The organism is Bacillus sp. FSL M7-0307 (assembly GCF_038627835.1).
GTDB classification, from domain to species: domain Bacteria; phylum Bacillota; class Bacilli; order Bacillales; family Bacillaceae; genus Bacillus; species Bacillus altitudinis.
The window spans coordinates 1,625,416-1,650,538 of the sequence record NZ_CP152023.1 but is presented as its reverse complement, the minus strand read 5'-3'; the positions used below and the strand labels follow the sequence as shown (position 1 = coordinate 1,650,538).

The 25,123-nt window shown below is 41.2% G+C and carries 24 protein-coding genes; all 24 read right to left on the bottom strand.

The features are described from left to right. Positions 1-76: 76 nt before the first annotated feature. Positions 77-1,744, bottom strand: a complete 1,668-nt coding sequence (rnjB, locus tag MHI41_RS08375) for a ribonuclease J2 (protein ID WP_342494702.1) — start codon at positions 1,742-1,744, stop codon at positions 77-79. A gap of 171 nt (positions 1,745-1,915) precedes the next feature. Then, positions 1,916-2,782 carry a 4-hydroxy-tetrahydrodipicolinate synthase gene (gene dapA / locus MHI41_RS08370; protein WP_019744174.1) on the bottom strand — a complete coding sequence of 289 codons (867 nt, stop codon included), beginning with the start codon at positions 2,780-2,782 and terminating at the stop codon, positions 1,916-1,918. A 30-nt stretch (positions 2,783-2,812) separates the two neighbouring features. Further along, positions 2,813-4,027 (bottom strand): aspartate kinase, encoded by a 1,215-nt coding sequence (dapG, locus tag MHI41_RS08365; protein ID WP_019744173.1) that lies wholly within the window; start codon positions 4,025-4,027, stop codon positions 2,813-2,815. Positions 4,028-4,119: 92 nt separating this feature from the next. Next, entirely contained in the window at positions 4,120-5,139 is a 1,020-nt protein-coding gene (gene asd, locus MHI41_RS08360; RefSeq protein ID WP_019744172.1) for an aspartate-semialdehyde dehydrogenase, read from the bottom strand. A 139-nt stretch (positions 5,140-5,278) separates the two neighbouring features. Continuing rightward, on the bottom strand, positions 5,279-5,872 hold the full coding sequence (dpaB, locus tag MHI41_RS08355; RefSeq protein WP_017367267.1) for a dipicolinate synthase subunit B: 594 nt from the start codon (positions 5,870-5,872) through the stop codon (positions 5,279-5,281). After that, on the bottom strand, positions 5,869-6,771 hold the full coding sequence (gene dpaA, locus MHI41_RS08350; RefSeq protein ID WP_017359065.1) for a dipicolinic acid synthetase subunit A: 903 nt from the start codon (positions 6,769-6,771) through the stop codon (positions 5,869-5,871). The genes dpaB and dpaA overlap by 4 nt, the downstream gene beginning before the upstream one ends. 327 nt (positions 6,772-7,098) lie before the next feature. Further along, entirely contained in the window at positions 7,099-7,371 is a 273-nt protein-coding gene (locus MHI41_RS08345; protein ID WP_008344726.1) for a YlmC/YmxH family sporulation protein, read from the bottom strand. A gap of 61 nt (positions 7,372-7,432) precedes the next feature. After that, a complete protein-coding gene (gene asnB, locus MHI41_RS08340; protein ID WP_342494701.1) occupies positions 7,433-9,400 on the bottom strand; it encodes an asparagine synthase (glutamine-hydrolyzing) in 1,968 nt (655 codons plus the stop codon). Between the two features lie 12 nt (positions 9,401-9,412). Beyond that, on the bottom strand, positions 9,413-9,967 hold the full coding sequence (locus MHI41_RS08335) for a hypothetical protein (RefSeq protein ID WP_041507274.1): 555 nt from the start codon (positions 9,965-9,967) through the stop codon (positions 9,413-9,415). Continuing rightward, positions 9,936-10,931: a hypothetical protein gene (locus MHI41_RS08330; RefSeq protein ID WP_342494700.1), complete on the bottom strand. Its 996-nt coding sequence runs from the start codon at positions 10,929-10,931 to the stop codon at positions 9,936-9,938. The genes MHI41_RS08335 and MHI41_RS08330 overlap by 32 nt, the downstream gene beginning before the upstream one ends. A 25-nt stretch (positions 10,932-10,956) precedes the next feature. After that, positions 10,957-12,150, bottom strand: a complete 1,194-nt coding sequence (locus tag MHI41_RS08325; protein WP_342494699.1) for an acyl-CoA dehydrogenase family protein — start codon at positions 12,148-12,150, stop codon at positions 10,957-10,959. Continuing rightward, complete coding sequence (locus MHI41_RS08320; protein WP_342494698.1) at positions 12,116-13,426, bottom strand: type III PLP-dependent enzyme; 1,311 nt, start codon at positions 13,424-13,426, stop codon at positions 12,116-12,118. The genes MHI41_RS08325 and MHI41_RS08320 overlap by 35 nt, the downstream gene beginning before the upstream one ends. Beyond that, the gene (locus MHI41_RS08315) at positions 13,413-14,669 is read right to left on the bottom strand and encodes an ATP-grasp domain-containing protein (RefSeq protein ID WP_342494697.1); all 1,257 of its coding nucleotides are present in this window, start codon (positions 14,667-14,669) and stop codon (positions 13,413-13,415) included. Before MHI41_RS08315 ends, MHI41_RS08320 begins: the two co-directional genes overlap by 14 nt. Positions 14,670-14,673: 4 nt before the next feature. Beyond that, complete coding sequence (locus MHI41_RS08310; protein WP_342494696.1) at positions 14,674-15,804, bottom strand: nucleotidyltransferase family protein; 1,131 nt, start codon at positions 15,802-15,804, stop codon at positions 14,674-14,676. Beyond that, entirely contained in the window at positions 15,791-16,927 is a 1,137-nt protein-coding gene (locus MHI41_RS08305) for an aminoacyl--tRNA ligase-related protein (protein WP_342494695.1), read from the bottom strand. Before MHI41_RS08305 ends, MHI41_RS08310 begins: the two co-directional genes overlap by 14 nt. After that, entirely contained in the window at positions 16,928-17,779 is an 852-nt protein-coding gene (locus tag MHI41_RS08300; RefSeq protein ID WP_342494694.1) for an HAD hydrolase family protein, read from the bottom strand. It abuts the gene before it with no gap. Positions 17,780-17,782: 3 nt separating this feature from the next. After that, positions 17,783-18,865 carry a myo-inositol-1-phosphate synthase gene (locus MHI41_RS08295; RefSeq protein ID WP_057079536.1) on the bottom strand — a complete coding sequence of 361 codons (1,083 nt, stop codon included), beginning with the start codon at positions 18,863-18,865 and terminating at the stop codon, positions 17,783-17,785. 24 nt (positions 18,866-18,889) lie between these two features. Then, positions 18,890-19,696, bottom strand: coding sequence for a histidinol-phosphatase (locus MHI41_RS08290; RefSeq protein WP_342494693.1), 807 nt, complete (start codon positions 19,694-19,696; stop codon positions 18,890-18,892). A gap of 16 nt (positions 19,697-19,712) precedes the next feature. Then, the gene (locus tag MHI41_RS08285; protein ID WP_342494692.1) at positions 19,713-20,486 is read right to left on the bottom strand and encodes an SDR family oxidoreductase; all 774 of its coding nucleotides are present in this window, start codon (positions 20,484-20,486) and stop codon (positions 19,713-19,715) included. Positions 20,487-20,500: 14 nt separating this feature from the next. Further along, positions 20,501-21,229: an SDR family NAD(P)-dependent oxidoreductase gene (locus MHI41_RS08280; protein WP_268439261.1), complete on the bottom strand. Its 729-nt coding sequence runs from the start codon at positions 21,227-21,229 to the stop codon at positions 20,501-20,503. Next, on the bottom strand, positions 21,226-22,215 hold the full coding sequence (locus tag MHI41_RS08275) for a phosphotransferase (RefSeq protein WP_342494691.1): 990 nt from the start codon (positions 22,213-22,215) through the stop codon (positions 21,226-21,228). Before MHI41_RS08275 ends, MHI41_RS08280 begins: the two co-directional genes overlap by 4 nt. A gap of 4 nt (positions 22,216-22,219) precedes the next feature. Continuing rightward, positions 22,220-22,771 (bottom strand): AAA family ATPase, encoded by a 552-nt coding sequence (locus MHI41_RS08270; protein WP_052463351.1) that lies wholly within the window; start codon positions 22,769-22,771, stop codon positions 22,220-22,222. Positions 22,772-22,785: 14 nt separating this feature from the next. Then, positions 22,786-23,820: a hypothetical protein gene (locus MHI41_RS08265; protein WP_342494690.1), complete on the bottom strand. Its 1,035-nt coding sequence runs from the start codon at positions 23,818-23,820 to the stop codon at positions 22,786-22,788. A gap of 5 nt (positions 23,821-23,825) precedes the next feature. Beyond that, the gene (locus MHI41_RS08260) at positions 23,826-25,055 is read right to left on the bottom strand and encodes a methionine adenosyltransferase (protein WP_136944372.1); all 1,230 of its coding nucleotides are present in this window, start codon (positions 25,053-25,055) and stop codon (positions 23,826-23,828) included. Between the last annotated feature and the right edge of the window lie 68 nt (positions 25,056-25,123).

Genomic DNA, 25,123 nt, shown 5'->3' with positions numbered 1-25,123 from the left:
ATCGTCACATTCCATCCGCATTCATCATGTCACATCAAAAAAGCCCAAAGAGCTTGTGCTCTTTGGGCTTTTCTCATCACACTTCCATAATAATTGGAATGATCATTGGCTTACGTTTTGTTTTTTCATATAGGAATTGATTTAGTACATCGCGCATGGATTGTTTCAGTGTTGACCATTCAACAATTGAGTTTTCCGTTTGCTCTTTCACAATCCCTTTGACCATTTCTGTTGCTTTCACAATCAGCTCTTCGGATTCTCTTACATAAACAAATCCTCTTGTGATGATCTCAGGTCCAGAAATTAATTGTTTCTTTTGTTTATCGAGCGTAATGACCACAATTAAGATGCCATCTTGAGACAATAGGCGTCTATCACGTAAGACAATATTCCCGATATCACCAACGCCAAGACCGTCGATCAAAATGTTCCCTTGATGCACTTTTTCACCGATCTTTACGTTTTGTCCTCTAAATTCTACAACATCGCCTTTATCAATTAAGAAAATGTCGCTTCGTTTCATTCCCACTTCTTCAGCAATACGAGAATGTGCTTTTTGCATGCGATATTCGCCGTTTACTGGAATTAAATACTTTGGCTTCAGTAAGTTCAGCATGAGCTTTAACTCTTCTTGACAGCCATGTCCAGATACATGCACTCGTTTTTGAGCAAAAATCACTTGTGCTCCGCTTCTTGTAAGGAAATCCACCGTTTTTGAATATATGAGTTCTTGTCCCGGAAGAGGTGTAGACGCAATCACAACCGTGTCATCTTTTTCAATATGAAGCTGTTTGTGATTTTGTTTCGCCATTTTTGTTAAAGCAGCGAGAGGCTCGCCGTGGCTTCCTGCTGTGAGAATGACCACACTGTTTTTCGCCATTTTTTTCACTTCTTGGACTGGAACAAATAATTCTTCGTCTGCTGTCACATAACCAAGTTTGATCGCAAGCTGAAGAGTTGTCATCATATTTTTTCCTGCTACTGCAAGCTTACGGCCATTTTGGTTTGTGGCATTAATGATTTGCTGTACACGATTAATATTTGATGAAGATACAGCCACAATCACACGGTTTTCAGCATTGTACATCGCATTTGAGATTTCGTCTTGGACGAGCGCCTCAGAAGGTGTATAGCCTGGTTTTTCAGCATTTGCACTGTCTGAAAGAAGTGCTAAAACGCCATTGTTTCCAATTTTCGCAATCTCTCCGATGTCACAGGCTTGGTTAAGCGCTGGGGTTTGATCAAATTTAAAATCACCTGTGCATACGATTGAACCAAGAGATGTTTTGAAGCTGATTCCGACTGAATCAGGAATACTGTGATTCGTTCTAAAGAATGACACCTTTGTTGTTTCAAATGTAATGACTGACTTTGCATGAACCTCTCGCAAATCAGCTTTTTGATTGAAGCCGTATTGCTTTAACTTTTCTCGAAGTAACGCAAGGGTCAGCTTCGTGCCGTAAACTGGTACAGACAATTTGCTTAAGCAATGGAATACGCCTCCGATTGCTTCATCATGTCCGTGGGTAAGAAAAATTGCTTTCACCCGATCAGCTCGTTCTGTTAAATAAGAGATATCAGGAATGACCACGTCAATGCCTAGCATTTCGTTTTCTGGATGCATGAGTCCTGCATCTACAACATATATGTCGGAATCAATCTCAATGACATATAAGTTTTTCCCGATTTCTCCAACGCCTCCCAGTGCAATAATTCTTACGTTCTCTGTATTTTTCTTTTTCAAAATTCTTATCCTCCTAGTCTCAAGCCCGTCCATCATCGCTTAATGCTATTATAACTGAATCTAATTTTAGAAAACAAGATGAAGTCACATTTTAAGAAAGTGTTTATGTATAAAAAACGGTCATACTCAGGGACATCTGAGAATGACCGCTTACGAATTTTTTTGTTTTGATCAGCTGTTTAATACGCTGCTTAAATTCAGTCTTTCTTCTTCTGATAAAGGTAAAAGCGGGAGTCGAACGGATCCGACATCTAATCCTTTCAGCTGAAGAGCTGTTTTGACAGGCGTTGGATTTGGCGCTGAGAACAGCTGGTTCATGATCGGCACCAGCTTTTGATGAATCAATGCCGCATTCGCTGTTTGTCCTGAAGCGTAGCTTTTTAACATTTGTTGCATATCAAGGCCTACGATATGAGAAGCCACAGAGACAACTCCTCTTGCACCAATCGCAACCGCAGGAAGCGTTAGGCTGTCGTCACCAGAGTAAACGTCAAAATCTTCTGGTGTCTCTGCAATGATTTTTGTCATGGCATCTAGATCACCGCTTGCTTCTTTGATTGCGACAATGTTCGGTATTTGCGCAAGCTTAATCGTTGTTTCTGGTGCTAATGAAGCAACTGTTCTTCCTGGTACATTGTAAAGCATGACAGGAAGAGATGTAGACTCGGCAATTGCTTTAAAGTGTGCATACATGCCTTCCTGTGATGGCTTGTTGTAGTAAGGTACGACAAGCATCACTGCATCAACGCCCGCTTCTTCTGCTTTTTTCGTTAGTTTAATAGACGCATTTGTGTTATTACTGCCTGTTCCTGCAATGATTTTACAACGACCATTTGCTAATTTCACCGATTGCTGAAAAAGAGCGACTTTTTCTTCAGTCGATAAAGTTGGCGATTCGCCTGTTGTCCCTGCAACGACTAAAGAGTCACTGCCATTTTTTAACAAGTAATCAATGAGAATTGATAGCTTTTGGAAATCAATGTTGCCCTTTTTATCAAAAGGTGTAATCATAGCTGTTGCGATATTTCCGAAATTCATTTTTTTCACCTCATCATGATTCAATCACATTTATCTTGAAAGTTCAAACACTTCATGAAGGGCATTGACAGCCGCTCTCATGTTTTCTTCGTTCACTAACACCCAAATCGTCGTATGACTGTCAGCGGACTGTAAGATCGGAATATTTTGCTCAGATAGTGCAGATACAATTTTAGATGTGACACCTGGTACACCCATAATGCCTGCTCCAACAGCTGATACCTTTGCACAGTTTGTCGTGACAATCGGCGTATAGCCCAGATCTTTTAGGATCGCCGTTGCTTTTTCAGTCATTGCACCTGTCACCGTATAGACGATTTCGCTCGGTGTAATGTTGAAGAAATCGACACTGATTTGGGCATTTGCCATTGCTTTAAAGACTTCTGTTTGTACGCTGTACTGTCCCTCTTTAGCTGGGACTTTGATTTGTGTGACATCATTGACATGTGCAATACCCGTAATCAGGCGGTCGTACACATCATGACTCATTTTATCTGAGTAGTGTGATGTCACGAGTGTACCCTCATCATCAGAGTATGTTGAACGGACCCTCATTGGTACTTTTGCTTGCATGGCAATTTCAACAGCTCTCGGGTGAATGACTTTTGCCCCTTGGTATGCGAGGTTACAAATTTCTGTGTATGTCACGACTCTCAGTGGTTTTGCATTTTCTACGATACGGGGATCTGCTGTCATGACCCCTTCTACATCTGTAAAAATATCGATGAAATCTGCCTGCAATGCAGCGCCTAACGCAGCAGCTGACGTATCACTGCCGCCTCGTCCGATTGTTGTCACGTCTCCATTTTTCGCAGCGCCTTGGAATCCAGCAACGACAACCACATCATGCTCTGAAAGTGCCGCCTCAAGACGTTCACACTTCATGTCAATAATTTTCGCATTTGTATGTTCTTTATCTGTCACAAAACCTGCCTGTGATCCAGTCATCGCAACAGCCTTTAGCCCGTTTTCATTCAGCATACTTGAAAAAACAACAGCTGAAATATTTTCTCCGCAAGACACGAGTAAATCTTTTTCTCGGTTTGTCATATGCTGCGCATTGCCGTAAAGCAGACCAAGCAGCGTATCTGTCGCATAAGGATCGCCTTTTCGTCCCATCGCAGACACGACAACGACCGATTTATAGCCTTTCTCTTTTGCAGATAAGATATGTGCAAGTGCCCTTTTTCTCCCTTGATCATCTTTGACAGATGTACCGCCAAATTTTTGGACAATTATTTTCACTGTTTTCACTCCAAGTTCATTCTGACGTAACAGAAGAGAGTAGGCGAAAGATGCCTAACTCTCTTCTATTCGTCCTCATCATCCATTGAATGTTAAACTAATTTTAATGCTCGTAAGCTTTCTGCAATTTGAACGGAGTTCCATGCAGCGCCTTTTAGCAGGTTATCAGATACAATCCACATATGGAAGCCATTTGGACGATCCAAATCCTTCCGAATGCGGCCGACAAATACGTCGTTTTTACCAACAGCATCTGCAGGCATTGGATAAATTTGCTGAGACGGATCATCTTGTAATGTGATGCCTGGTGCATCTTTTAGGATGGACTTGATGTCATCAACCGTTGCGTCATTTGATTCCAGTTCAACGTAAACCGATTCTGAATGACCCGTTTCAATTGGCAGTCTCACACATGTTGCCGCTACTTGCAGCTCTGGCAAGTGCATGATTTTTTTCGTTTCATTGATCATTTTCATTTCTTCAAATGTATAGCCATTGTCTTGGAATTTATCAATTTGCGGAATCGCATTAAAGGCAATTTGATAAGGCATGACTTCTGGTTTCACATCTTCTTTATTTAGAATGGCTTGCGACTGGCTGTACAGTTCGTCAATGGCTTCATGTCCTGCACCTGATACTGCTTGGTAAGTAGACACAATGACTTTTTTCATGCCATACGCTTGACGAAGCGGTTCTAGCGCCGCCACCATTTGAATCGTTGAACAGTTAGGGTTTGCAATGATCCCTTGATGGTCATGCAAATCTTTTTCGTTTACCTCTGGTACGACAAGAGGGGTATTTTCGTCCATACGAAAAGCACTTGTATTATCGACAACAATTGCACCTCGTTTGACCGCTTCAGGAGCTAGCGCTTTGGAAACATTTCCTCCCGCACTGAATAGTGCAATATTGACCCCTTCAAAGCTTTCAGGTGTTGCTTCTTGAACGGTATACTCTTGACCTCTGAATGTCACTTTTGTTCCAGCAGAACGTTTTGAGGATAGTAGAGTAAGTGTATCCATTTCAAAATCTCTGTCAGCTAGTGTTTTTAACATTTGTTGACCGACAGCTCCAGTCGCTCCAACTACAGCTACATGCAATCCTCTTCCCATCAGTAAAACTCCTTCCGACCCATCCATGATTCTTTTCTTTCGGATGGCCATCCTATGACTTTTTACATTTTATTTTACCATAGAAAAGCAAGGCTTGAAGTACCTTTTTTGAATCTTTCATGATTTTCTAGTGAATCTATTATTCGTTTGATCCAATTAAAATGGGCTGAATTTGTCTATGCTCGAGCGCCTCTTCTACTGTTTTCGTCAGTAGATCCATATGCGCTACCATGGAAGTCGGTTTTTTGAATGGATCATCTTGGCCGAATGGAATAAAGAAAATGTTCTTTGTCGACATGAGTCTCATGAGATTTGTACCATTTAAACCTAATGCATCATTGGTGGAAATGCCTAAAACGACAGGGCGATGATTACGAATGGTCGCCTTAGCAGCCATTAAGACTGGACTGTCTGTCAGTGCATTTGCAAATTTCGCCATTGAATTGCCTGTTAAAGGCGCAATGACCATACAATCAAGTGGAAGTTTAGGCCCGAGTGGCTCTGCTTTGACGATTGAGTCAATCGCTTGAAATCCTGTCAGCTTCTCAATCCGCTCAATCCAGTCCGCTCCTTCTCCGAATCTCGTATTTGTATTTTGCACCGTATACGACACGACAGGACGCACTTCTGCCCCTTCTTTCACGAGTGATTCGATTTGCGGAAAAACGGCTTCGTACGTGCAGTGGGAACCTGTTAAACCAAAGCCGATTCTTTTCCCTTTTAGTGTTGTCATGATTCCATCCCCCTTTTTTCCTCCGCAAGTTCACATAAGAGCCCAGAAAGCACTTTTGCAATGATCTGCCCGGCTGTCTTTGGTGCCACAATTCCTGGAAGTCCTGGTGCAAGAAGCGCCTTCACTCCATGCTTTTGTGCAAAGTCAAAATCTGTTCCACCTGGGCGGGAGGCGATATCCAAAATGAGTGTCTTTGGTGTCATGCTGACGATGACAGATGAATCTAATACTAAGCTTGGAATCGTATTGATGATGATGTCGACATCCGTTACTTCATCTTTTAAACGGTCCATTGAAAATGGATCAAGTCCCATCTCAAAGGCTCGCGCTAAATGGGCTGTATCCGCAGCACCAACTTTCACTTCCGCACCTAGCGCCCGAAATGTGCGGGCAATGGTGAGCCCTGTTCGACCAAGCCCGAGAACAGCGACATGTGACCCATGAATCGTATAATCCGTTTGCTGAATGGCCATCATGATAATCCCTTCAACTGTTGGAATAGAGTTATATATGGCAATATCATCTCGCTCAAACAGCTTCACAAGCTTCCGGTTCACCTGCTTTGCCATATTGTCTAAGTACATATTAGAAATACCTGAGTACAAGGTACAATGTGCAGGGGTTCTTTCTAAATATTTAGCTTCCAGCACGACCTTCTCATTTGAAAAAACGGTGGCAACGACCCCTTCGTCTGTAGCACCTGATACCGGAAGGATCATACTGTCTACCTGCTCAAATGGAAGCTCTGACATTTTCAGCTTTTCAGCACCAATAAATCCATGATCCAGCTGATCAAATCCGACCAAAAACACTTTGGCATGCTGCTGTGACAGCTTGCGAATGATTTCAAGCTGCCTAGCATCTCCCCCGATCACCGCAACCGTTAAACCGCTCAACATACTGACCGTTCACCTTCTTTATTTAAAAAAGTCTGTAATATTTTCCGAATCTCCCTTTCAGCATATGAGGAGAGGATTCAGCCTGTGAACAAATCGGGGAGAGAAAAGAAAAAGAGCACCCATTTATAGTGGGTGCTCTTTCAAATCATGGACAAAGGGCTAAAACGCTCTTTATTTTAGCTCTTTTTTTCTTTTCAGTGTGATAGAAAACTTTTGCAGCCCTAGGAAGGACGAGTACTAGCGCTGAGAGAATTTGACATTCGTGAACACCAGCACGCAGGACTGATAAAGAATGCGAGGGTTTGTCTACACGCTGAGAGCACCCTTTTATGATGGGTGCTCTTTTTCCCCGTGCGGCTGAAGTTCTTCAGGCACATCGAGAATGATCATATCTGATCCTATTTTTTGAATGTGATTCCACGGAACGCGGATGTCATTTCCTTGTTTTCGAAAGCCAAACCATTTGACGGAAGGTATGATGAGTGCTGTAATTTGACCGTCCTGTTCATTTATTTCAAGGTCGGTTTGTCCAAGCACGCCAAGCCGCTCCGCTCTTTTAATATCGACGATCTCTTTTCCTGACAGCTCACTCAGCCTCAAAATCGCATCACTCCCCTTCCATATCATATATGCAGCAGGGAGGGTGAATAGACCGGGCCTCTTAATGACTAGTTTGGAGCGGAAGACGCGCCCCTTTGATATAGTGATCATGCCATAATTCCAAGTTGTAAAGCATCCACACTTTTTGGTCCGCTCCATTTTTGTTCTTCTGATTCGAATGATTTCGCAAAAATTGTTCTAGCGGCTCTTTTTGAAATAATTGTGTTGCAAAGCTTTGTTGATCAAGAAGTTTCTCTTCGATTTCTTCCATTCTTTTGTTCATCCAATGATACACTGGAACCGGAAAACCCATTTTTCTTCTATATAATATACGCTTATCCACCGTTTGCTCCATTGTCTTTTTCAACATATATTTCGGAATATCTTGGACCTCACTTGTTTTAAGGCTCGATTGAAAAAATGCTTGCACTTTGCTAGGTAGCCCTTTATAAGGAAGTTTGTACTTGAAAGGCATATCGTTGACAAATTGGATGATGCGATGATCAAGAAACGGTACACGTGCCTCTAGTCCGTGTGACATCGTCATCATATCAAGCCGGTCTAACAAGTTGGGTAAATGGATTTGTTGAAATAAATAGAGCAGTTTGTTTTCATACGACGCCCCTTCCATCTCTTGAAAGCAATGGGCGATCAATTGATTCATGTGCAAGTCAGCAGAATCAATTGAATGAGCGTGCTGACCTAAGAGCTGCTCTTTTTCGCTATCAGTAAACCAAGCATATCTTTTTTTATAATGTTCCATTTCCCCATCAAGATGGATAAATTGATGCACCTGCTGCTGAAAGGATGGTTCAAATAATACCTTTGAAAGGATGGATGACAGCTTTCGGTTTTTTTGAAGCCATAAAATTTTACGCCAATCTGAAGGACTCCTAAATACACGTCCATACCCTGCAAACAATTCGTCCGCTCCTTCACCACACAAAACAACCGTTACATGCTTTTTTGCTTCACGTGACATATGGTAAAAAGCGACTTCATGAGGAATAGAAAGAGGATGATCTCTTCGTTTCACAACTTCTGGCAATAATTGAAAGTACTCTTCTTCACTCATTCGATGTGAGTGAAGCTTGACGTTGTATTGTTCTGCTGCGAGCTTGGCATAGCTTTCTTCAGAAAAACCTTCCTCTTCAAAGCTGGTCGAAAAACAGTGAATATTCTCGTTCGCATATTTGGACATCAAAGCAACAATAGAAGTCGAATCCACTCCTCCACTCAAAAAAGCTCCTACAGGTACATCAGACATCATTTGTTTTTGCACACTATCTTGAAGTAATTCAAACAATCCCTTTTGATAATAACGTTCTCCCCTGTCAATTCCATCAGATGGGAAAGGATATTGCCAATAGGGCTCTTTTGTCATTCCTGTTTCATCTATTTTCAAGATGACCCCTGGGGGTAATGTTTGAATTCCTTGAAAGAAAGTTTGCTCGCCAATCGCATAACGGAAGGATAAATAACTAAGGACAGCCTCTGGCTGAATGGCAATTTGTATATCTGGATGCTGAAGAAGAGCCTTCATTTCCGATCCGAAAATAAGCCCTCCTCCACATTCTGAAACATAAAGCGGTTTAATCCCAGACCGGTCTCTAAATAAAAAGAATTCTTTCTTCTTTTGATCCCATATCGCAGCTGCAAACATTCCATTTAATTGCTCAATAAAAGAAATCCCATATTCTTCATAGCCATGAACAAGTACTTCTGTATCTGTCAGCGTACGAAACGTATGACCTTTATTCCATAAGTCCTCTCTTAATTCTTGGAAATTATAAATCTCGCCATTTAAAATCACACAAATAGACTCATCTTCATTTGTTATTGGCTGCGGCCCAGATTGAATATCGATAATGGAAAGCCGCGTATGAACCAAACCAACTGAGTCGTCTTGATATACACCACTATCATCAGGTCCACGCACACTAAGTGCGTTTTTCATCTTCAGTAAGATGTGTGGATCAAGTGGTGCTTTGTTAAAATGACAATAACCTGCAATGCCGCACATAGACATGGCTCCCTTCCATCAATGATCTGACTGCTGGATCGTCATTGCGAAAATATGCATAAATGGATTATCTTGAAAGCGGATTTCATCAAAAACGATTTTTTGCGAGAAGGAAAGCGAATCAATCCATAGGTTTGATGTCAAATGGTGATTGATGCCGGCTACCGTATGAATATAATCAAATGCATAAGCCAATCGATCATCAAATGCAGGTTCACGTTCAATCACATCGGTTAATGAAAGACGAGACTCCAAGACAACGGTCCCCTCTCGTAATAATGTCATCTTTTCGTAGAGATTACCATTAGATGAACAGCCAACGACATGGAGCGCTTCTGCTTCAACTGCCTGAAGTTGAATAGATTGACCCTCTAATTCAATATTGTCTCCTTGATCTTGATAAATGAACTGAAAAGGAATGCCTTCGACCAAAGAGTCTTTCACGTTCATGACCAACTCAGCCGGCAAAGAAGCCCCGCCAATGGTTAATTGGCCTTTTTCATATTCATTTTGATATGTGATGCCTCTGTTATTGACATAATCATGAAGAGTGAGGGGTTGATAGGTTTTCATTTTGAATCACCTCTTTTAGTTGCGTGAGAAGGCTTGTCTCCACTTCTAATGTTTTTTGAAACCGATTCGACGTCCTTTCAATCATACTGCGAGGATTTTTGCTGAGGCCGACTCTAGCTGTAAAATTAGCAAGCACTGTCCAGCTTTGATAAGCATCTTCAAATGCTTGAATAAGGGGTTGTAAATGCTCTTTTTCATATGATGATAAAAATGTCACCATATGTTTTCTGGAGTTGGCGACATCCTTTAGTCCTTCAAAATAAACATTGTCTAATAAATTACCATTTTCATCACCTTTAATACTATCAATATAATCTCTTTGAATGACTGAAATTGCGTCAAGACCTGTGACAGCTCCAGGCAATTCAAAATGTGGCGGTGCACCTTCTAATATGGCAACATGCTCTTTTAAAACTTTCATTACATCCGGTTCTTTCTCAAGATCAACCTGTTTGATCCATTTATAACGATTTTCGGTTCGAGGCGTATGTTCGTAGACAGAGCGTGCGGCTTCCATCAAATGATCTTTACTCAATGTGCCATGATAGGAATAAGCATGGTCACTGATCACTACATGATCATCATTCACCTCAAGTACTTCCAATGTATGATATCCATGTTCTCTTTCAAAAAATGGACAGTACGGTAATTCAAATATATCTAAAGAAACAGACACAGTGCCTCTCTTTGGATGCTGTTTAAATACCCGATTCATATAGAGGTCTAATTCCTCTTCGGTGTAAAAAATTTCTTCTAAATGAATGCCATTATGATGCAGAATATCTTCACGAAAGTGTTTAAAGGAACCGATCAAAACAAATCCTTGGTCTTGAGATCTATAAACAAGACCAGCTTGCCTCCAAATCCTGTCGATTTGAATTCCTTTTCTAAGAAGCATGGCTGCAATCGTTAATTGAGAACAGTTTAAATAATTGTTTCGGTAAATAGGTGCTGCAGTAGCCACATATGTCTCCTCCTTTTTTACGCCATCATACCCAGCGATTTTTTAACGGGATAATGCCCAGCTCTTTTTTCGCAATCACTTCTTTTAATACATCTTCTGAAGGCGGATGAAATTTTGCCGCTTTCACATCTCGGCTTAAGCGCTCGAGTAAAGATCCTTGCTGTAATGAAGAAAAACCCTCGACCTGAGAAGCCAGCTCCACGATTTCTTCTGCCGCCTGCGTCACAAAGTGTTTAGTAATCAGCGTCTTCGTATACAACTCACTCGAGTAATGAGTTTGTTTCTTTTCTCGATCTGCTTGCTGGGCACAGGCCATGAGCTGAGAATGTGCAACATCTAATTTCATTTTCATATCTGCAATACGAAATTGTTGACCTGGTAAAAAGGCTGATTTCTTCTTAGAAATTCGATCATTCCTTTTATATGCCATACCGAGGGCATGTTCATATGCTGCCTTTGCAATCCCGTAATAAACAGCGGTAACAGCTAAACGAAACCAATAGATTAAATGTTCAGTATCTTCTATTGCGTAACCTTCCCGCCCGATGAGCTGATGATCGGGTATAAACACTTGATCAAAATGAATGTGATGACTCATCGATGCTCTCATTCCCGAATAATTCCACGATTCCTCCACCTCAGCACCTTCACTCGGTAATGTCATTAAGAGCGCCGTCATTCCATATTGAGATGTGCATGACGACGGGGCATACTCACAATAGATTGGCAAATATTTAATGCGCGGTGCACCTGTCACAGTAAACTTAGTTCCACTCACAAGATATCCGCCATCTGTTTTTTCGGCGGTGATGGTTGGGATTCCCTCCATTTGCTTTCGCTGATAAATAAAAATCACATTCGGGTCGCTGACAGAAGCGATGAACTCTCCTGAATGCCGAATATCGTCAAATACCGAAGCCTGCTGCTCACTTGTCAGCACTTCAGAAAATGAGCCGAGCGAATAGTAATGCATCGCCATAATGAGGCCAGTTGACGCACACCCTTTAGATATGTGTGACAACAAGGTGATCGTTTCTTCAAATCCATATCCAAGACCTCCGTCTTGTTTCGGCATATTGGCGACATGTAATCCACAATCAATCAGCTCCTCTAGATTCTGATGCGGGAACTGAAATTCGGCATCCAGCTGCCCTGCTCTTTCTGAAAATTGGTGAATGAGACGATCAATCGTTTCTTGTCGAAGCTCTGTCAGTTTCATCTTCACCCCTCCTTTGTCTAAAGAGTGATCTATTTTGTTTCAATAAGAGATCTTCCGGTGTCCCTCTATCTCGCACAACATAATCGTTCCCCTCAAACAACAGTAGCTCAAGAGGAGAAGAATGACCTAAAAATAAGGTGGGGCTGTAGCTCAGTCCATATGCACCAGATTTCTCAATACAAAGAAGATCCCCTACTTCCCCTTGCGGAAGCTCCACCTGCCTGCCAATTAAGTCTTCTGGTGTACAAAGTGGACCAACAATTGATTGTTTCAATACGGCTGCGGTGTTGCTGGAATGTTTAATGAGCCGCATAGGGTAATTATTGCGGAGCAGTCTGCCTCTAAACGTCATCGCTTGATGATGATGCATCCCGCCATCTGCTATTAAAAACGGCTGCCCTTTTGATTCTTTTACATATTGTATGGTTGTTAAATAAACACCACATTCTGCTAAAAGAAATCTCCCCATTTCTATAATAAACCTCGGAAATTCAAGCTCAGTTTCATATGTTCTAATCAAATCCGCTACGTGTTGAAATAGCCTTTCAGCATGAAGCGGTGTTTCATGCTGAAAATACGGAATGCCAAAACCGCCACCTAAATCAACCATCTGGCATGTTCGACCATATTCATTCTTGATTCGAACAGCTGTGTTGAGTGTGTATTCAAACGATGATAAAAGCGATGTTTCATCAAGAACTTGAGTTCCCAGATACATATGGATACCTTTAAATAGCAGCGAATAATCATACTTCTGAAACAGATCAAATACATCATTCAGTTTAGATTCATCTATTCCAAACGGACTTGGAACTCCGCCCATTTTTATTTTGGCTCGTGATTCAATTGATTCTGGATTGATCCGAATGCCTACTGATGCCTGCTTGTCTTGACGTTTTGCAGACTCAGCGATGTAGGTGAGTTCTTCCTTAGATTCGGCGATAATACAATAGATCTCATGCTGAACAGCGGTATCAATCTCTTCCTTCTGCTTACCCGGTCCAGAAAAAATGATATGCTGCGGTGAATAACCTGCTTTTATCGCCATGAAAAGCTCTCCTTCAGAAGCCACTTCTATACCAGCCCCAAAAGACCGTAACAATGATGCAATCGAGAAATTTCCATTGGACTTAAATGAAAAGAACACCTCAGCTGCTTGATGGAGCCATGATGTAATGTGCTCATAGTGCTCTTTCAATGCATCTCCATCGTATACATACATCGGCGTCCCATAACGATTCGCTTTCTCTAAGAGCGTAAAGTCATTTTCCAGCACATCTCCTCCTCCTTTCTGATGAAAATTCCATCTCATCAAACATTGTCAGCATATGAATCTGCTTGTCCTTCTTCATATGGTAAAACAAGATAAACAATCGATAGTGCCACATATTATCAGATCTCGTCTTACCAAAAGTATAAATAAAGAACCCGCCATCTTCTCCCGGATTGAGTGCTTCTGTTACCTCCGTTAAGACATCTTCAAATGGCAGGTCAGCGCGGCATGAGAATCGTTTAAAGCGGCTTTCGATATATTCGTAGGTTGAAAAAAAACGACAAATCAGTGGGAGTAAATAAGTGACCTGTGTGAACCGGGCATTTATTTCAATGATCGGTATGAGCTGTTCATTTTCATCAATAATTGAATCGACACCAACCACACCACGATACCCTTCATCATAAAGAAGCTCTATGATTCGATGCATGTTTGCTTCGTATTCACGTTTTTTGTCCAATTCATACACAGGCGCAAAATCCGTCCCTAAGTAAATGCCGTCCTCATTAATTTTCTGCTCTGTAATGGAGAGTAAGTGTGACCCCTCCTCTTGAATGAGCAATTGGGCATTTAAGGAGCGTTTAATCGGATGCCATCCCTCTAAGAGCAAATCCGTTTCGATATTCCTTCTTTCAATAAAGGTCAGCAGCTGCATAAATTCTCGGTCATTTTTTAAAATACGCAGCCCCTTCCCAGATGATCCATAAGGGATTTTCAGAACCATTTTCGAGAAATTCTTCGCCTTTAATTTTTCATACGTCTGTTTTAATTCGTCAGCATCATGACAGATAGCGCCGCACGTGACGTTAAACAGATGTTCTTCTGCCCATCTTCTAGTAGAAATCTTATGATTGAACCGCTTTACGAGCGTAGCATTTGAGCCGTATATCGTTCTTTTTTCAATCAATGCTTCTTTTTCAAGGGATTCATCTAAAAGATACGGTACAATAAGTCCATTTAATGTAAATGCATGGTCTAGTTGAGTCATATGCGGAAGCTGGACACCTTGATTTTCCAAATAGGCTAAAAAAGCTTTATCAGGCTGATGATGCAAGATGACATGATGCTCTTTAGATGCAATCAAAAGCAGTTGTTGTTCTTGCTGAAGAACCAGTTCATTTTGAACATGATCTGTCATGACTGGTAAAGCTCTTGTTTGATCCCAGCTTTGTTCTTGATTCATATTCCCATACCAAATCACGTCATTTCTTCCCTTAAAATCAAATAGCGATGCCGGATCTTTCATGACACTACTCCTTATGCACAGAATGCTTTTTAATATCTAAAGATCGATTAATATGAAAGAATCGTTTGCGAATTGGTTGATTCCAAGTATGAACGACATCATTTGCATCCAGCACTTCGGATAAATAAGTAAGCGATTCAGGCTGAAGTGCATCCATGACAAGTTCAGGAATCGTTTGAGGAAAGACCTCATTCACATAATGAAAAGCAAAATAGACCATCTTTTCAAAGCCATACGCTTTCGTCTGCCGGACAAACAAATCCACATCGAGTAGGTCTTCCTTCATAAACATGCCATATATATCTAGCAGTTTATAAAGCAGTAAGTCTTTCATTGACTCCACTTCATTTAAATAAATCGCTTCTTTATAAAAATGAATACATAGGAAAAGAAGCATATCCTCTTCTTTTAAAGACCATACATCGTGCTGATCAACAGACGTTTGAATTCGTCTAGACAGTATTTCTTTGACGATTGAATCCGTTCGGTTCCCTGTCATGAGATCAACTGAAAACTGAACATCAATTTTATGACAATCAATAAAGCGGCAATCTGGTGTAGGTTTCATATAGGTGTAGGTTTGATGTGAGTTCATGATGAGGTAAAGGATGTCTTTGCGTTTGGCAGGTGTGACTGTCTCCGTTTCATAGTTCCAAGAACCTTGAATATAACCTAATTCGTTTAATACGCGTCCAGTTTCTTGCAGCTGATCTTGTGAGATAAAGAGATCGTTGTCCCCAAATAAGCGAAGCCCAACATCACCGTAGGCCCACTGGCCAATCACACTTCCTTTTACAATGGCATACTCAATTCCTTTTTGATCAAGTGCTTGAAATAACTGATCATTGAACTTGATATTGTCTCGAGCCGTTTCTAATTGACCCTTATACATAATCTCTAGTGACTTTAAAAAATAAGTCGCTTTAAACTCTTTTCTTAAATGAATGGCATAACGTTTAATATTCTTCCACGCAATTCCTGCTGTCCGGTGAACATGCAGCATTCCGAGAATGACATTCCAGTCTTGCTGCTTATACAAAAGCTCCTGCATCTCTTCAATTTGACTGGCTTTTAAAAAAGGAGTGGATAAGATGAGAGCTGTATGTTCTTCTTGAGTCAGATTACTTTGCAGCATAGCGCTCCTCCTTTAAATGACGCATGTCTTTCGGCCAATCCTTTCGATTTCGACCGTATGTTTGTAAAAACACTTGAACCCAACGATCGATCCCAAATGCCGCACAACCTGAATAAAGCGGCATACCATCTTCTCCGCTAATATGGAACCTTTCGCAAAGCATCTCTCCGCAGTCATTAAAAGAAGCGATCGAAACGTCTTTCTTTTCTGTCACAGCGACTAATTCATATTTGCTATTAGCCATTAATTGATAATTCGCTTTATCCATATCATCATAAAAGAAAAAAGGGTCATTTGCGGTCGTGACCTTTCCACTTAGACCAAGTTGATGAAAGCATTCCCATGTGTTTTCAAGGAGTGTTTTTCTCGTTTCATTGATAAATTCTTGATGACCAATAAAGACAATTTCGCGCATACTAAATTCTATTTTCCTGAGAGGGTCCACTTTCCAAGAGATTTCATGTCTAAAACATTGCCCCGTTGCTGTCATCATTTGATTGTCTGTATACGTCTTCCCTTCCCATTCCTCATAGCAGTGATAACAAATACACGGCTGTAAAAAACGGCCTGCCTGCTGGAAGTGTTCAGGCTGAAAACCACGATGCTTTTCTCGAATATCATCAATGATTTGATAATCATGAGGGATCTCAAAAACAGAATAAATATTTTGCGGAAAATTCGTATGATACTTACATTTTTCCATTAAATCTTTACTGATCGTCGAAGGATATCGCCTTACTTTCGCTCCAAGTGAAATCCCTATATTTAAAAATAATTCATCAAAGTAGTTTGATAGTTCCAATTCAACTTCATCATAGAAGGTTCTTTTCTGATCTTCCCCGCTTAGTTTCGAACGAACAGGCTCACTAGATAAATGAATATTTGATTTTATTTCTTTTTCACGAAATCTCCGCAGCTGTGCGATATTTGACGATAGATTTGAAAACGCAGTTGATATTGCCTCCTTGTCTCCCATTTTATCTACGGTTACTTCAATCATAGATTCCTCTTCGTTAAGAGCCACGTGCACAATATGAGCAGATAGAAATGAAACTCTTTCCATAAAATCCGATATCATTGTATCTTCTAATGCTTCTGGTAAAGGCAGTTGAAGGGTCCTCAACTAAATACCTCCCTTTTCATTGATAACGTGCGGCGTTTCAAATGATTGTAAAACTTTAAATAGATAATCAGAAATAGGCTCCTGTAAATGAACATCACTCAACTCAATCGCCGACGGATGACTATCTTGAACGGCTAGCCCCCACTTGGCCTTCTTCAGCATCAGCCTGTCATTATGACCATTTCCAAAGGCAATCACACGATCTAAATCTCTTTCTCCAAAACAATCGAATAAATGGTGCTCAAGCATGTCTGCCTTACAAATCCCTTTTGGAGATATGACTTGAGCATTTAAAAACTGGGCATCTGCTACGTCGCAATGACAATTTTTTAATTGATGAGCAAGATCCACTTTTTCTTTTGGTAAAATAAATAGTTTAGTTACATGGTCAAAGCTAAATTCTTTCTTGTGACCAACCTCTATTTTTTCTCGTGGAAAGGTGTATAGCATGCAGTATTTCAACTTAGCGCTTTTACTTGATGCCATGTGCTTTCCATGAGATTCCATGACAAATTCAGCTTTTCCATCAAGTGATGTGATGATCTGTTGGCATAAAGCTGCATCTACATACTGCTTCACCTCAAATGTTTTCTTTTCATGATGACAAATGACATTCCCATCATTCAGCAAAACATCATGATGAAATAAGGCGAGTAGAGATCGATCTAAATCCAGAGAGAAGAAAGAATCATAGGTTCTTCCTGTCACAATAATGGGAATAATGCCTCTTTGGCGCAGCATGTTCACTGCGCCATGGACATCACCAATAAGCTCGCCTCTGTCATCAATTAATGTTCCATCCAAGTCAAAAGCGGCAAATTTTATCTTGCGAAGATTGAGTTCCGCTTCCACTGGTTACACCTTTTTCAGCTCAGCATTTGCCACATATTCATTGAACAGACGTAATGATTCTGAATCGACTTGTCCAATTGGTGGACTCTTAAATAAGAATGGGCAGACGTCATGTATGACACCGCTATGATTCATATCTTTCGCTGCTTTTGCAACACGCATCGCATTCGCAATGACACCAGCTGAATTCGGACTATCTTCTACTTGTAAACGAATTTCAAGTGAAATGTCAGAATCTAAAACCGAATTCCCTTCTAATCGCAGGAAGCAGACCTTATGATCCCCTAGGTAGCTGACATAACCATTTGGACCTGCTGCCACTTCACTGGCATCAATACCTGAAGCGAACAATGCTTTTCTCTTCGATTTTTGCTTACTCGTTGATCTCATAGGGTTGGCTAGGTTTAAAAAGTCCGTATTGCCTCCAACATTTAGTTGGTACGTATTGGTGATATCAATCCCGCGGGATTTTAAAAGTTCAATTAAGGCTGTATGCAGTGTGGTTGCACCTAAGTGACTTCTTAAATCGTCTCCAAGGAGCGGGGTCTCCGACTCTTCAAACATTTTGACAAACTCAGGATCATTTGCCACCGGTTCAGGTGTCGCATTAATAAAGGCTGTTTGAGCGTGTGCACAGGCCTCTGCGTACACACGAACTGCTTCAAACGAACCTGTTGGTAAGAAGCAGACGAGTACATCTGCCTGAACATCTTTTAACCTTTGCGTCACATCATGTGTTTTCATATTCAGTGAATGTTCATGTGGTTGAATGCAATTGGACAAATCTCCTTCAAGTCCATCACATAAAGGACCTGCTTCGACGGTTACTTGGAAAAACGGAACATCAATATGTTTCACTGCAGCCGTTGGTTTAGTAAAAATGGCCTCTGATAAGTCTTTTCCGACTTTATTTTGATCTACTTCAAAAGCGGCAACAAATTCGACATCAGATAACTGATAGCCTCCAATGACGTCATGCATAACACCAGAGAGCGTATCCTTTTTTTCCTTAGCCAACTCAACAAATTGAACGATACTTGACGCACATGATCCTACTCCTGCAATTGCTACACGAACTTTTGTCATGTTCATAACCCCTTTTTTATGAATTTATAGAGCCAATTTTCGCTTTTGACGAGATTGAAAAATACACCATTCCTTGTAACCTAATTCCTTCAGCGTTTGTTTCACTTTCAGCCAATCATCTGCCACGCGGGCGGGCTGATGAGCATCTGAGCCAAACGTGACATCCACACCATAAAATTTGGCTCGCTCTAATAGATCCATTGATGGATACCAGCCGCCGCAGTCTTTTGTTTTGCCAGAGGTATTCACTTCAATCACAGAACCACTCTCCGCAATGACTTTTAGCGCATCATCGACAGCTTCTGTTTTGAGATGAGCAATTTCTGGATAAAAACCTTTTAAGGCGTCAATATGACCTAAAACGTCGAACATTTGACTCTCAGCAGACATCTTAATCAACTGGTAATACGTCTCTTTTTCAATGATTGCTTGTTTCTCTGTGATTCGTTCCCAGCGTTTCCGGTTAAATAGGTCGTATCCATTACTGACATGAACCGAGCCAATGATATAATCAAATGGATAATGTCGATACACGTCTCGGTAGAGGGCTTCGTGTTCTGGAAAATAGTCAGATTCAACACCTAACAGCACGTGAATTTTCCCCTCATATTCCTTTTTCAATTGCAGGACTTCCTCTACATATGATTGAAATTCACTCTTAGCCATCGCTACCCAGGGTTTAAAATGATCGGCCTCTTCACCAAAAAACGGGGAGTGATCCGATATTCCGATACATTCTAGACCTAGTTTAACAGCCTCATCGATATATTCTCTGATGTTTCCCTCCGCATGACCACAGCGCTGATGATGTGTGTGCAGATCAAATTTCATCAAAATGTTTACTCCTCTACATGGCAGTATAGCCGCCGTCAACCATTAAATTTTCTCCTGTGATAAAACTCGCTTCATCAGAGAGAAGAAAGATGACAGCAGATGCGATCTCTTCTGGATCAGCTGTTCGTTTTAACATGTGCATCCCTCCAATATCAGGGTGCTGATTTGCTTGAACTCTTGTCAACCCAAGTTCTTCCAAGTGGAATCGTTCGTTATTTTTGTTCCACACCGTACCGGGATTCACTGCATTCACACGAATACCTGCATCCGCCAAATCCATTGCCATGCATCGCGTCATATTCACAACGGCTGCTTTTGTTGCGTTGTATGTTAAATATTTCGGCTGGGCAATATGACCTGAAATGGAGGCAATATTTACAATGGATCCTTTTCCTATTTTCTCCATGTAAGGTGACGTGTGTTTGACACATAGGGCTTGCCCCATAATATTTAAGTCCATGATGCGCCGCCATTCTTCAACAGTAGCTTCAAGGCCACGCATGATAAAAACGGCTGCACAATTCACAAGCATGTCAATTTTCCCAAAATGATCGACTGTTCTTTCTACCATTGAGACAATGGCTGCCTCATCAGCAATATCAGCTTCTATAAACAACACATCATATCCGTTTTCTTTGAGCTGTTTTTCTGCTGCTAGTCCGTAATCTACATGGTGATCAGCAATGACGACTTGCGCACCTTCTTGTGCTGTTCGTTCTGCGACCGCATATCCAATCCCCTGCGCCCCGCCTGTCACAATCACTGTCTTTTCTTTCATTCCTCGCATGTAGCTGCCTCCTCTTACCACTGAAGTCTTTTACCGTCTCTTAGTAACTCTCCTGTTGGTCCATCTCGGGGGAGCTGTGCCGCCCATACGATTCCTGATGCACCTTCCTGTACAGTTTTAACAGCCTCTGATGTCCCCATGTCCGTTTGTACCCAGCCAGGACAAACCGCATTCGCAAGAATAGAAAATGGCGCCCCCTCTAAAGCCGTGACTTTTGTCAGAACGTGCAAAGCCGCTTTTGACATCCTGTAGTAAGGACCGCTTTTTCCGTCACGCCTAACATCGTTTGAAGCGGAGATGGCGGAGAGCCTTCCCATGCCGCTAGATACATTGACGATTCGTCCATATCCAGCCTCTTTCATGTAAGGGAAAACCGCCTTGGTCATTCTAGCTGCGCCATATACATTGACATTCATCGTTTCTTGAAGTGTCGATACAGGAAGATCTAAAAAAGATGGAAAGGCGTCATCCATTATGTTGTCAAGAAAGACTCCCGCATTATTAATCAGCACATCCACTCTCCCGTACGAATCCTTCATAAATGCAGACAGACGTTCAACCGATTCTTCGCTTGTCACATCCAGCTGGTATGGCACAACCTGCTCATTCATATCAGATGCAGCTAATTCGGCTTTTTCAATCTGCCGTGCTGTTAAAATGACAAGCATGCCATCTTGTGCAAGCTGTCTGCACACTTCTTTTCCAATGCCTCTATTTCCACCAGTGACAACAGCAACCTTCATATCCTCATCTCCTTTTGGAGATACCACTCTTCTTTCAGCTGGCTTGATGCAGATTCTAGCGCTTCCAAGGACCAATCAATATACCAGTTCAAAAAGTGAGGTGTGTAAGTATGCAGAAGGGTTAAATACCGCCCTGTCGGAATATATAAAAGTCTGATAAAACCAGATATAGAACGCCACTCGTTTTCAGATAAGTCATCGGCATATGCCTTTAAAAATTGAATCGTTTTCACAATGTCTAGTTGAAACGTTCCCCGCTTGATTCTCGTTAACAAAAAAGCAGATATGGCTGCATCATAAATTCGTGGTCTATAACCTGCTGTATCAAAATCAAGAACCATGGCGAGCTTCTTATGACGGATGAGCAGGTTGCCAGAATGAAAATCACCATGTGTGACAGCATGAGGCAATGCCTCATAAAGACTGGGATTTATCAGCGTGAGTACATTCATCAGCTCCCGTTCATACACTTTAAGCAAAGAAGCAGCCTTTTTAGAAGAAACGACTTTCTTTAATACACTTGCCGTTTGATCCAGAGTGTCGTCCGGTGAAGTTATCCAGTTTTTCAATTCGCAGTTTGGGTTCACTGGCCCTTTCGGTAAGTTCTTTAATGAATGAAGTTGTCTTAATACCCGAATGGCTTCTTGTTCATCTGAACGATTTCCCATTTCATATGGTCTTCCTTCAAAATAGGGCCGCAACTGCCAAAAATGTTCTTTGAATAAAATGGTTTTACGACCGTTCTCTGCCTCTATCATGGGTTGAATCGGGAAACCATAATCAAGCAAAGCATCTGTTAAATCTTCTAAATATTGAAGCCACTTTGCATCATGATTTCTCGCACATTTTTTTAAGACAAAGCGGTTTTTAGCATCCTCTACAAGCCAGCCTTCATTAGGGCTTCTTCCGTTTAAAGGTGTTAAGCGGATTGGCTGTTCCGAAAACCAATATTTCAGGACATTATCAGCATCATCAGATTTCATCATGTCCTCACCCCTTTTTCTCAAGGTTTTTGATTTTCCTAAGTACCAGATCTGCCGCTTCCTGCTTGTCTATGCGCAGGCATTTCACACGTGATTCTTTTTTTAATTTGTGAAAAAGCTTCTCGTTTTGATGGAGCACCTCTGGATACACATGAAAGGCATATGAGAAAAATTGGAGCGCATTACCTATTCGCTCCTTATTTCCATTCCAAAGTTTCTCCCTTGTCATGAGCCGCTTGAACGTCCTTTTCATGAGACGGGGGAATGTCTTCCTTCTCTTCACATCAAGCCATATGATCGTATCAGCATATTCAGTCAAGATATGGTGAACAGATGAATATTGACCATCAATCACCCATTTCTTTTGTTTAACAACTTCATGGACGTTATCGATAAACAACTTCCTATCTGTTTTTTTCCAGTTCGCTTGCCAAAATAGGGCATCGAGCTCATAGTGAGGTAACATGAATTCCTGTTTCAAGTGATGGGCAAGGGTCGTTTTTCCAGATCCAGGTGGACCAACAATCCATATTCTCTGGCTAGCTCCTTCATTATTCAAGTGGTTCCCCCCTGTTACAGAACACGTTCATGCTTTTGAATGTCGTTTCTCACCTTTGTTAACAGATCTAATGATTCATCCCAATTGAGGTTTTCAGTTAATTCAAATACTGGCACTTCGCTTGAATGAATGGACACATCTTCACATAACAGATCTAGTGATTCCTCCGAAAAGCCATTTTTCTTTAACAACTGGCCAAAAAGTGTATGTGCGGGAGTCAGCCTTGTGTCAGGTGTACGAAAATAGTGAATCATTCCCGCCATTGCTTCTACAGGTCCTGGTGACAGGTGAATGCCATTAAATCGAGTACACACGTTCGTTAAACCAAACCGTTTTTGCTCCGACAGCAGCATGTGTTTAAAAGAACCTGCTTTTGCCTCTTTAGGGTCCGTTGCACCGATAAAATCTTCTCTTAACATCCTCATAGGCTTCTTTGAAAAACATTCCATGACGATAATAGACTTTGCAGGTGCAGTGAACCACTCAATTTGACAAGGGTGGAATGAATTGAGCAGAAGCATCTGTTCTCCATCCACCTCGGCCTTTATGGCGTATGTGCCCGCACCTAGCTTGTCCACCTTCATGTTCCGTGTCAGAAGCTCTAAACCATATGACGTAAGCTCTTCGTACTTTTGTAAAAATTGATGGCCTCCATATATGAAATGTTCCTTCTGTTTAAACTCTGGATATTTAAAGAACAGCATCTTTTTTGCCGTATCTGACAATTCACTCAGACCGTTTTTAGAGATTTTGTTCAGCATCCCATATTGTTTTTCTATTATTTTCTTTTCTTTCAAATATAAGGATGATATAACGCGCACGGCTCCTATTTCTACATCATGATTATCTAAGCGTAGGAGAAGTTCATCTAGTATTCGATCAAGCTGTACACCTTTATGGATACTGGTTAATTCAGGCTTTAGCATCAATAGAAGATGATGTTGATTCAATTGTTTGTGTTTTTCAATTTCATATGGATGAATGGTCACTGCCATTGGTTCTTTTGTATGAATACATGCATGAACGGCATCAATGACTTTTTCTTTCATCCTTATTACCACATTGTCACGCCTTTAAAAATTAAATCTTTTGTCACATCGCCCATCGAATGAACCGCATTCATGACAATGTCTTCAATTCTCTTTCTATCCACTTCATTTCCATCCCACTGTTCAATACGGACGGCAATTTCATCAGGGTTGTGGAGCGGTGCTTCTTTTGAAGTAAAGATATGCACTTCTGTTGGCTTTTGAATGGTCTCAAAAATTTGATCTGCCAATCGTTGCGCGAGCACTCCATACAATTTCCCTGTATGATCAAGCGGGTTTTTACCAGCCGGTGCTTCAATACTCATAGACCGCATTGGGGTGATCAATCCATTTAATCGATTTCCTCTTCCAACAACACCTACATCGCCTGTATCTGCTACAGAACCAAGTGCTGTTAAGTACGGGCGACCATTGCGATCTGTTGCGTTCAGCATAAGATCAGGGGTAAGTCCTAACGTTTCATGAATATAGCGTGCGATTTGATCCTGACATTCTTTTTTACGGGCAAAATATTCCTCAAGACTATGAATATCTTTTGCTAGAAAAGGCATGTTTACTATGAGTTTGAAATCTTCATGACGTCTGCTTCCAAATATTTTCACATCCCAGCCGGTATCTGGGTTCACCTTTTTAAATTCTGGTCCATTCACATAACGCTCTGTATAGAGAACGAGCTTCTCAAGACGGCTTAACGGGGCATGAGCATGCAGTAAATTACAGTCATTTGAAACAAGCTTTGGATCACCAATCTCGATCATGTCTGTTTCAACCATCGGACGATATCTTGAATTTTTACGGCCTGCCCCTTGATGATCAACAATCCGGCAGTCGATGACGAGATGTTCGTTAGCATCAAATCCGGTCGTCACCTCTGATAACACATCTTTGGCTGCATCGAAAAGAATCTTTTTAAGAGGAATCGGCTCATCACCGTATGCGTATGCCCCTTTTCCAGCAAACACAACTTGATAAGGTTTGACCATTGTTCCTTTTCCGTACGTTACATCAGCATCTCCGCCAAGAAGCATGACTTTGTCAAACCAGTGGTGTGCTACTCTGCCGAAATGCTCCATGCAATATTGAGAATAGTATTGAGAAGCTCTTTCTGCGATGGCGTCACACATCGTATCTGGATGCCCTACTCCTTTACGTTCTACAAGCTCATATGGAATTTGTTCGATATCCTGGCCATCGCCTTTTAAAATATCAAGAATGGTTTTTTGAATTGTTTTCATTATCAATCGCCCGCTCTCTTTTAAAATATAAAAATATTGATTCTTTACCTTAAAACAACATGAAACAT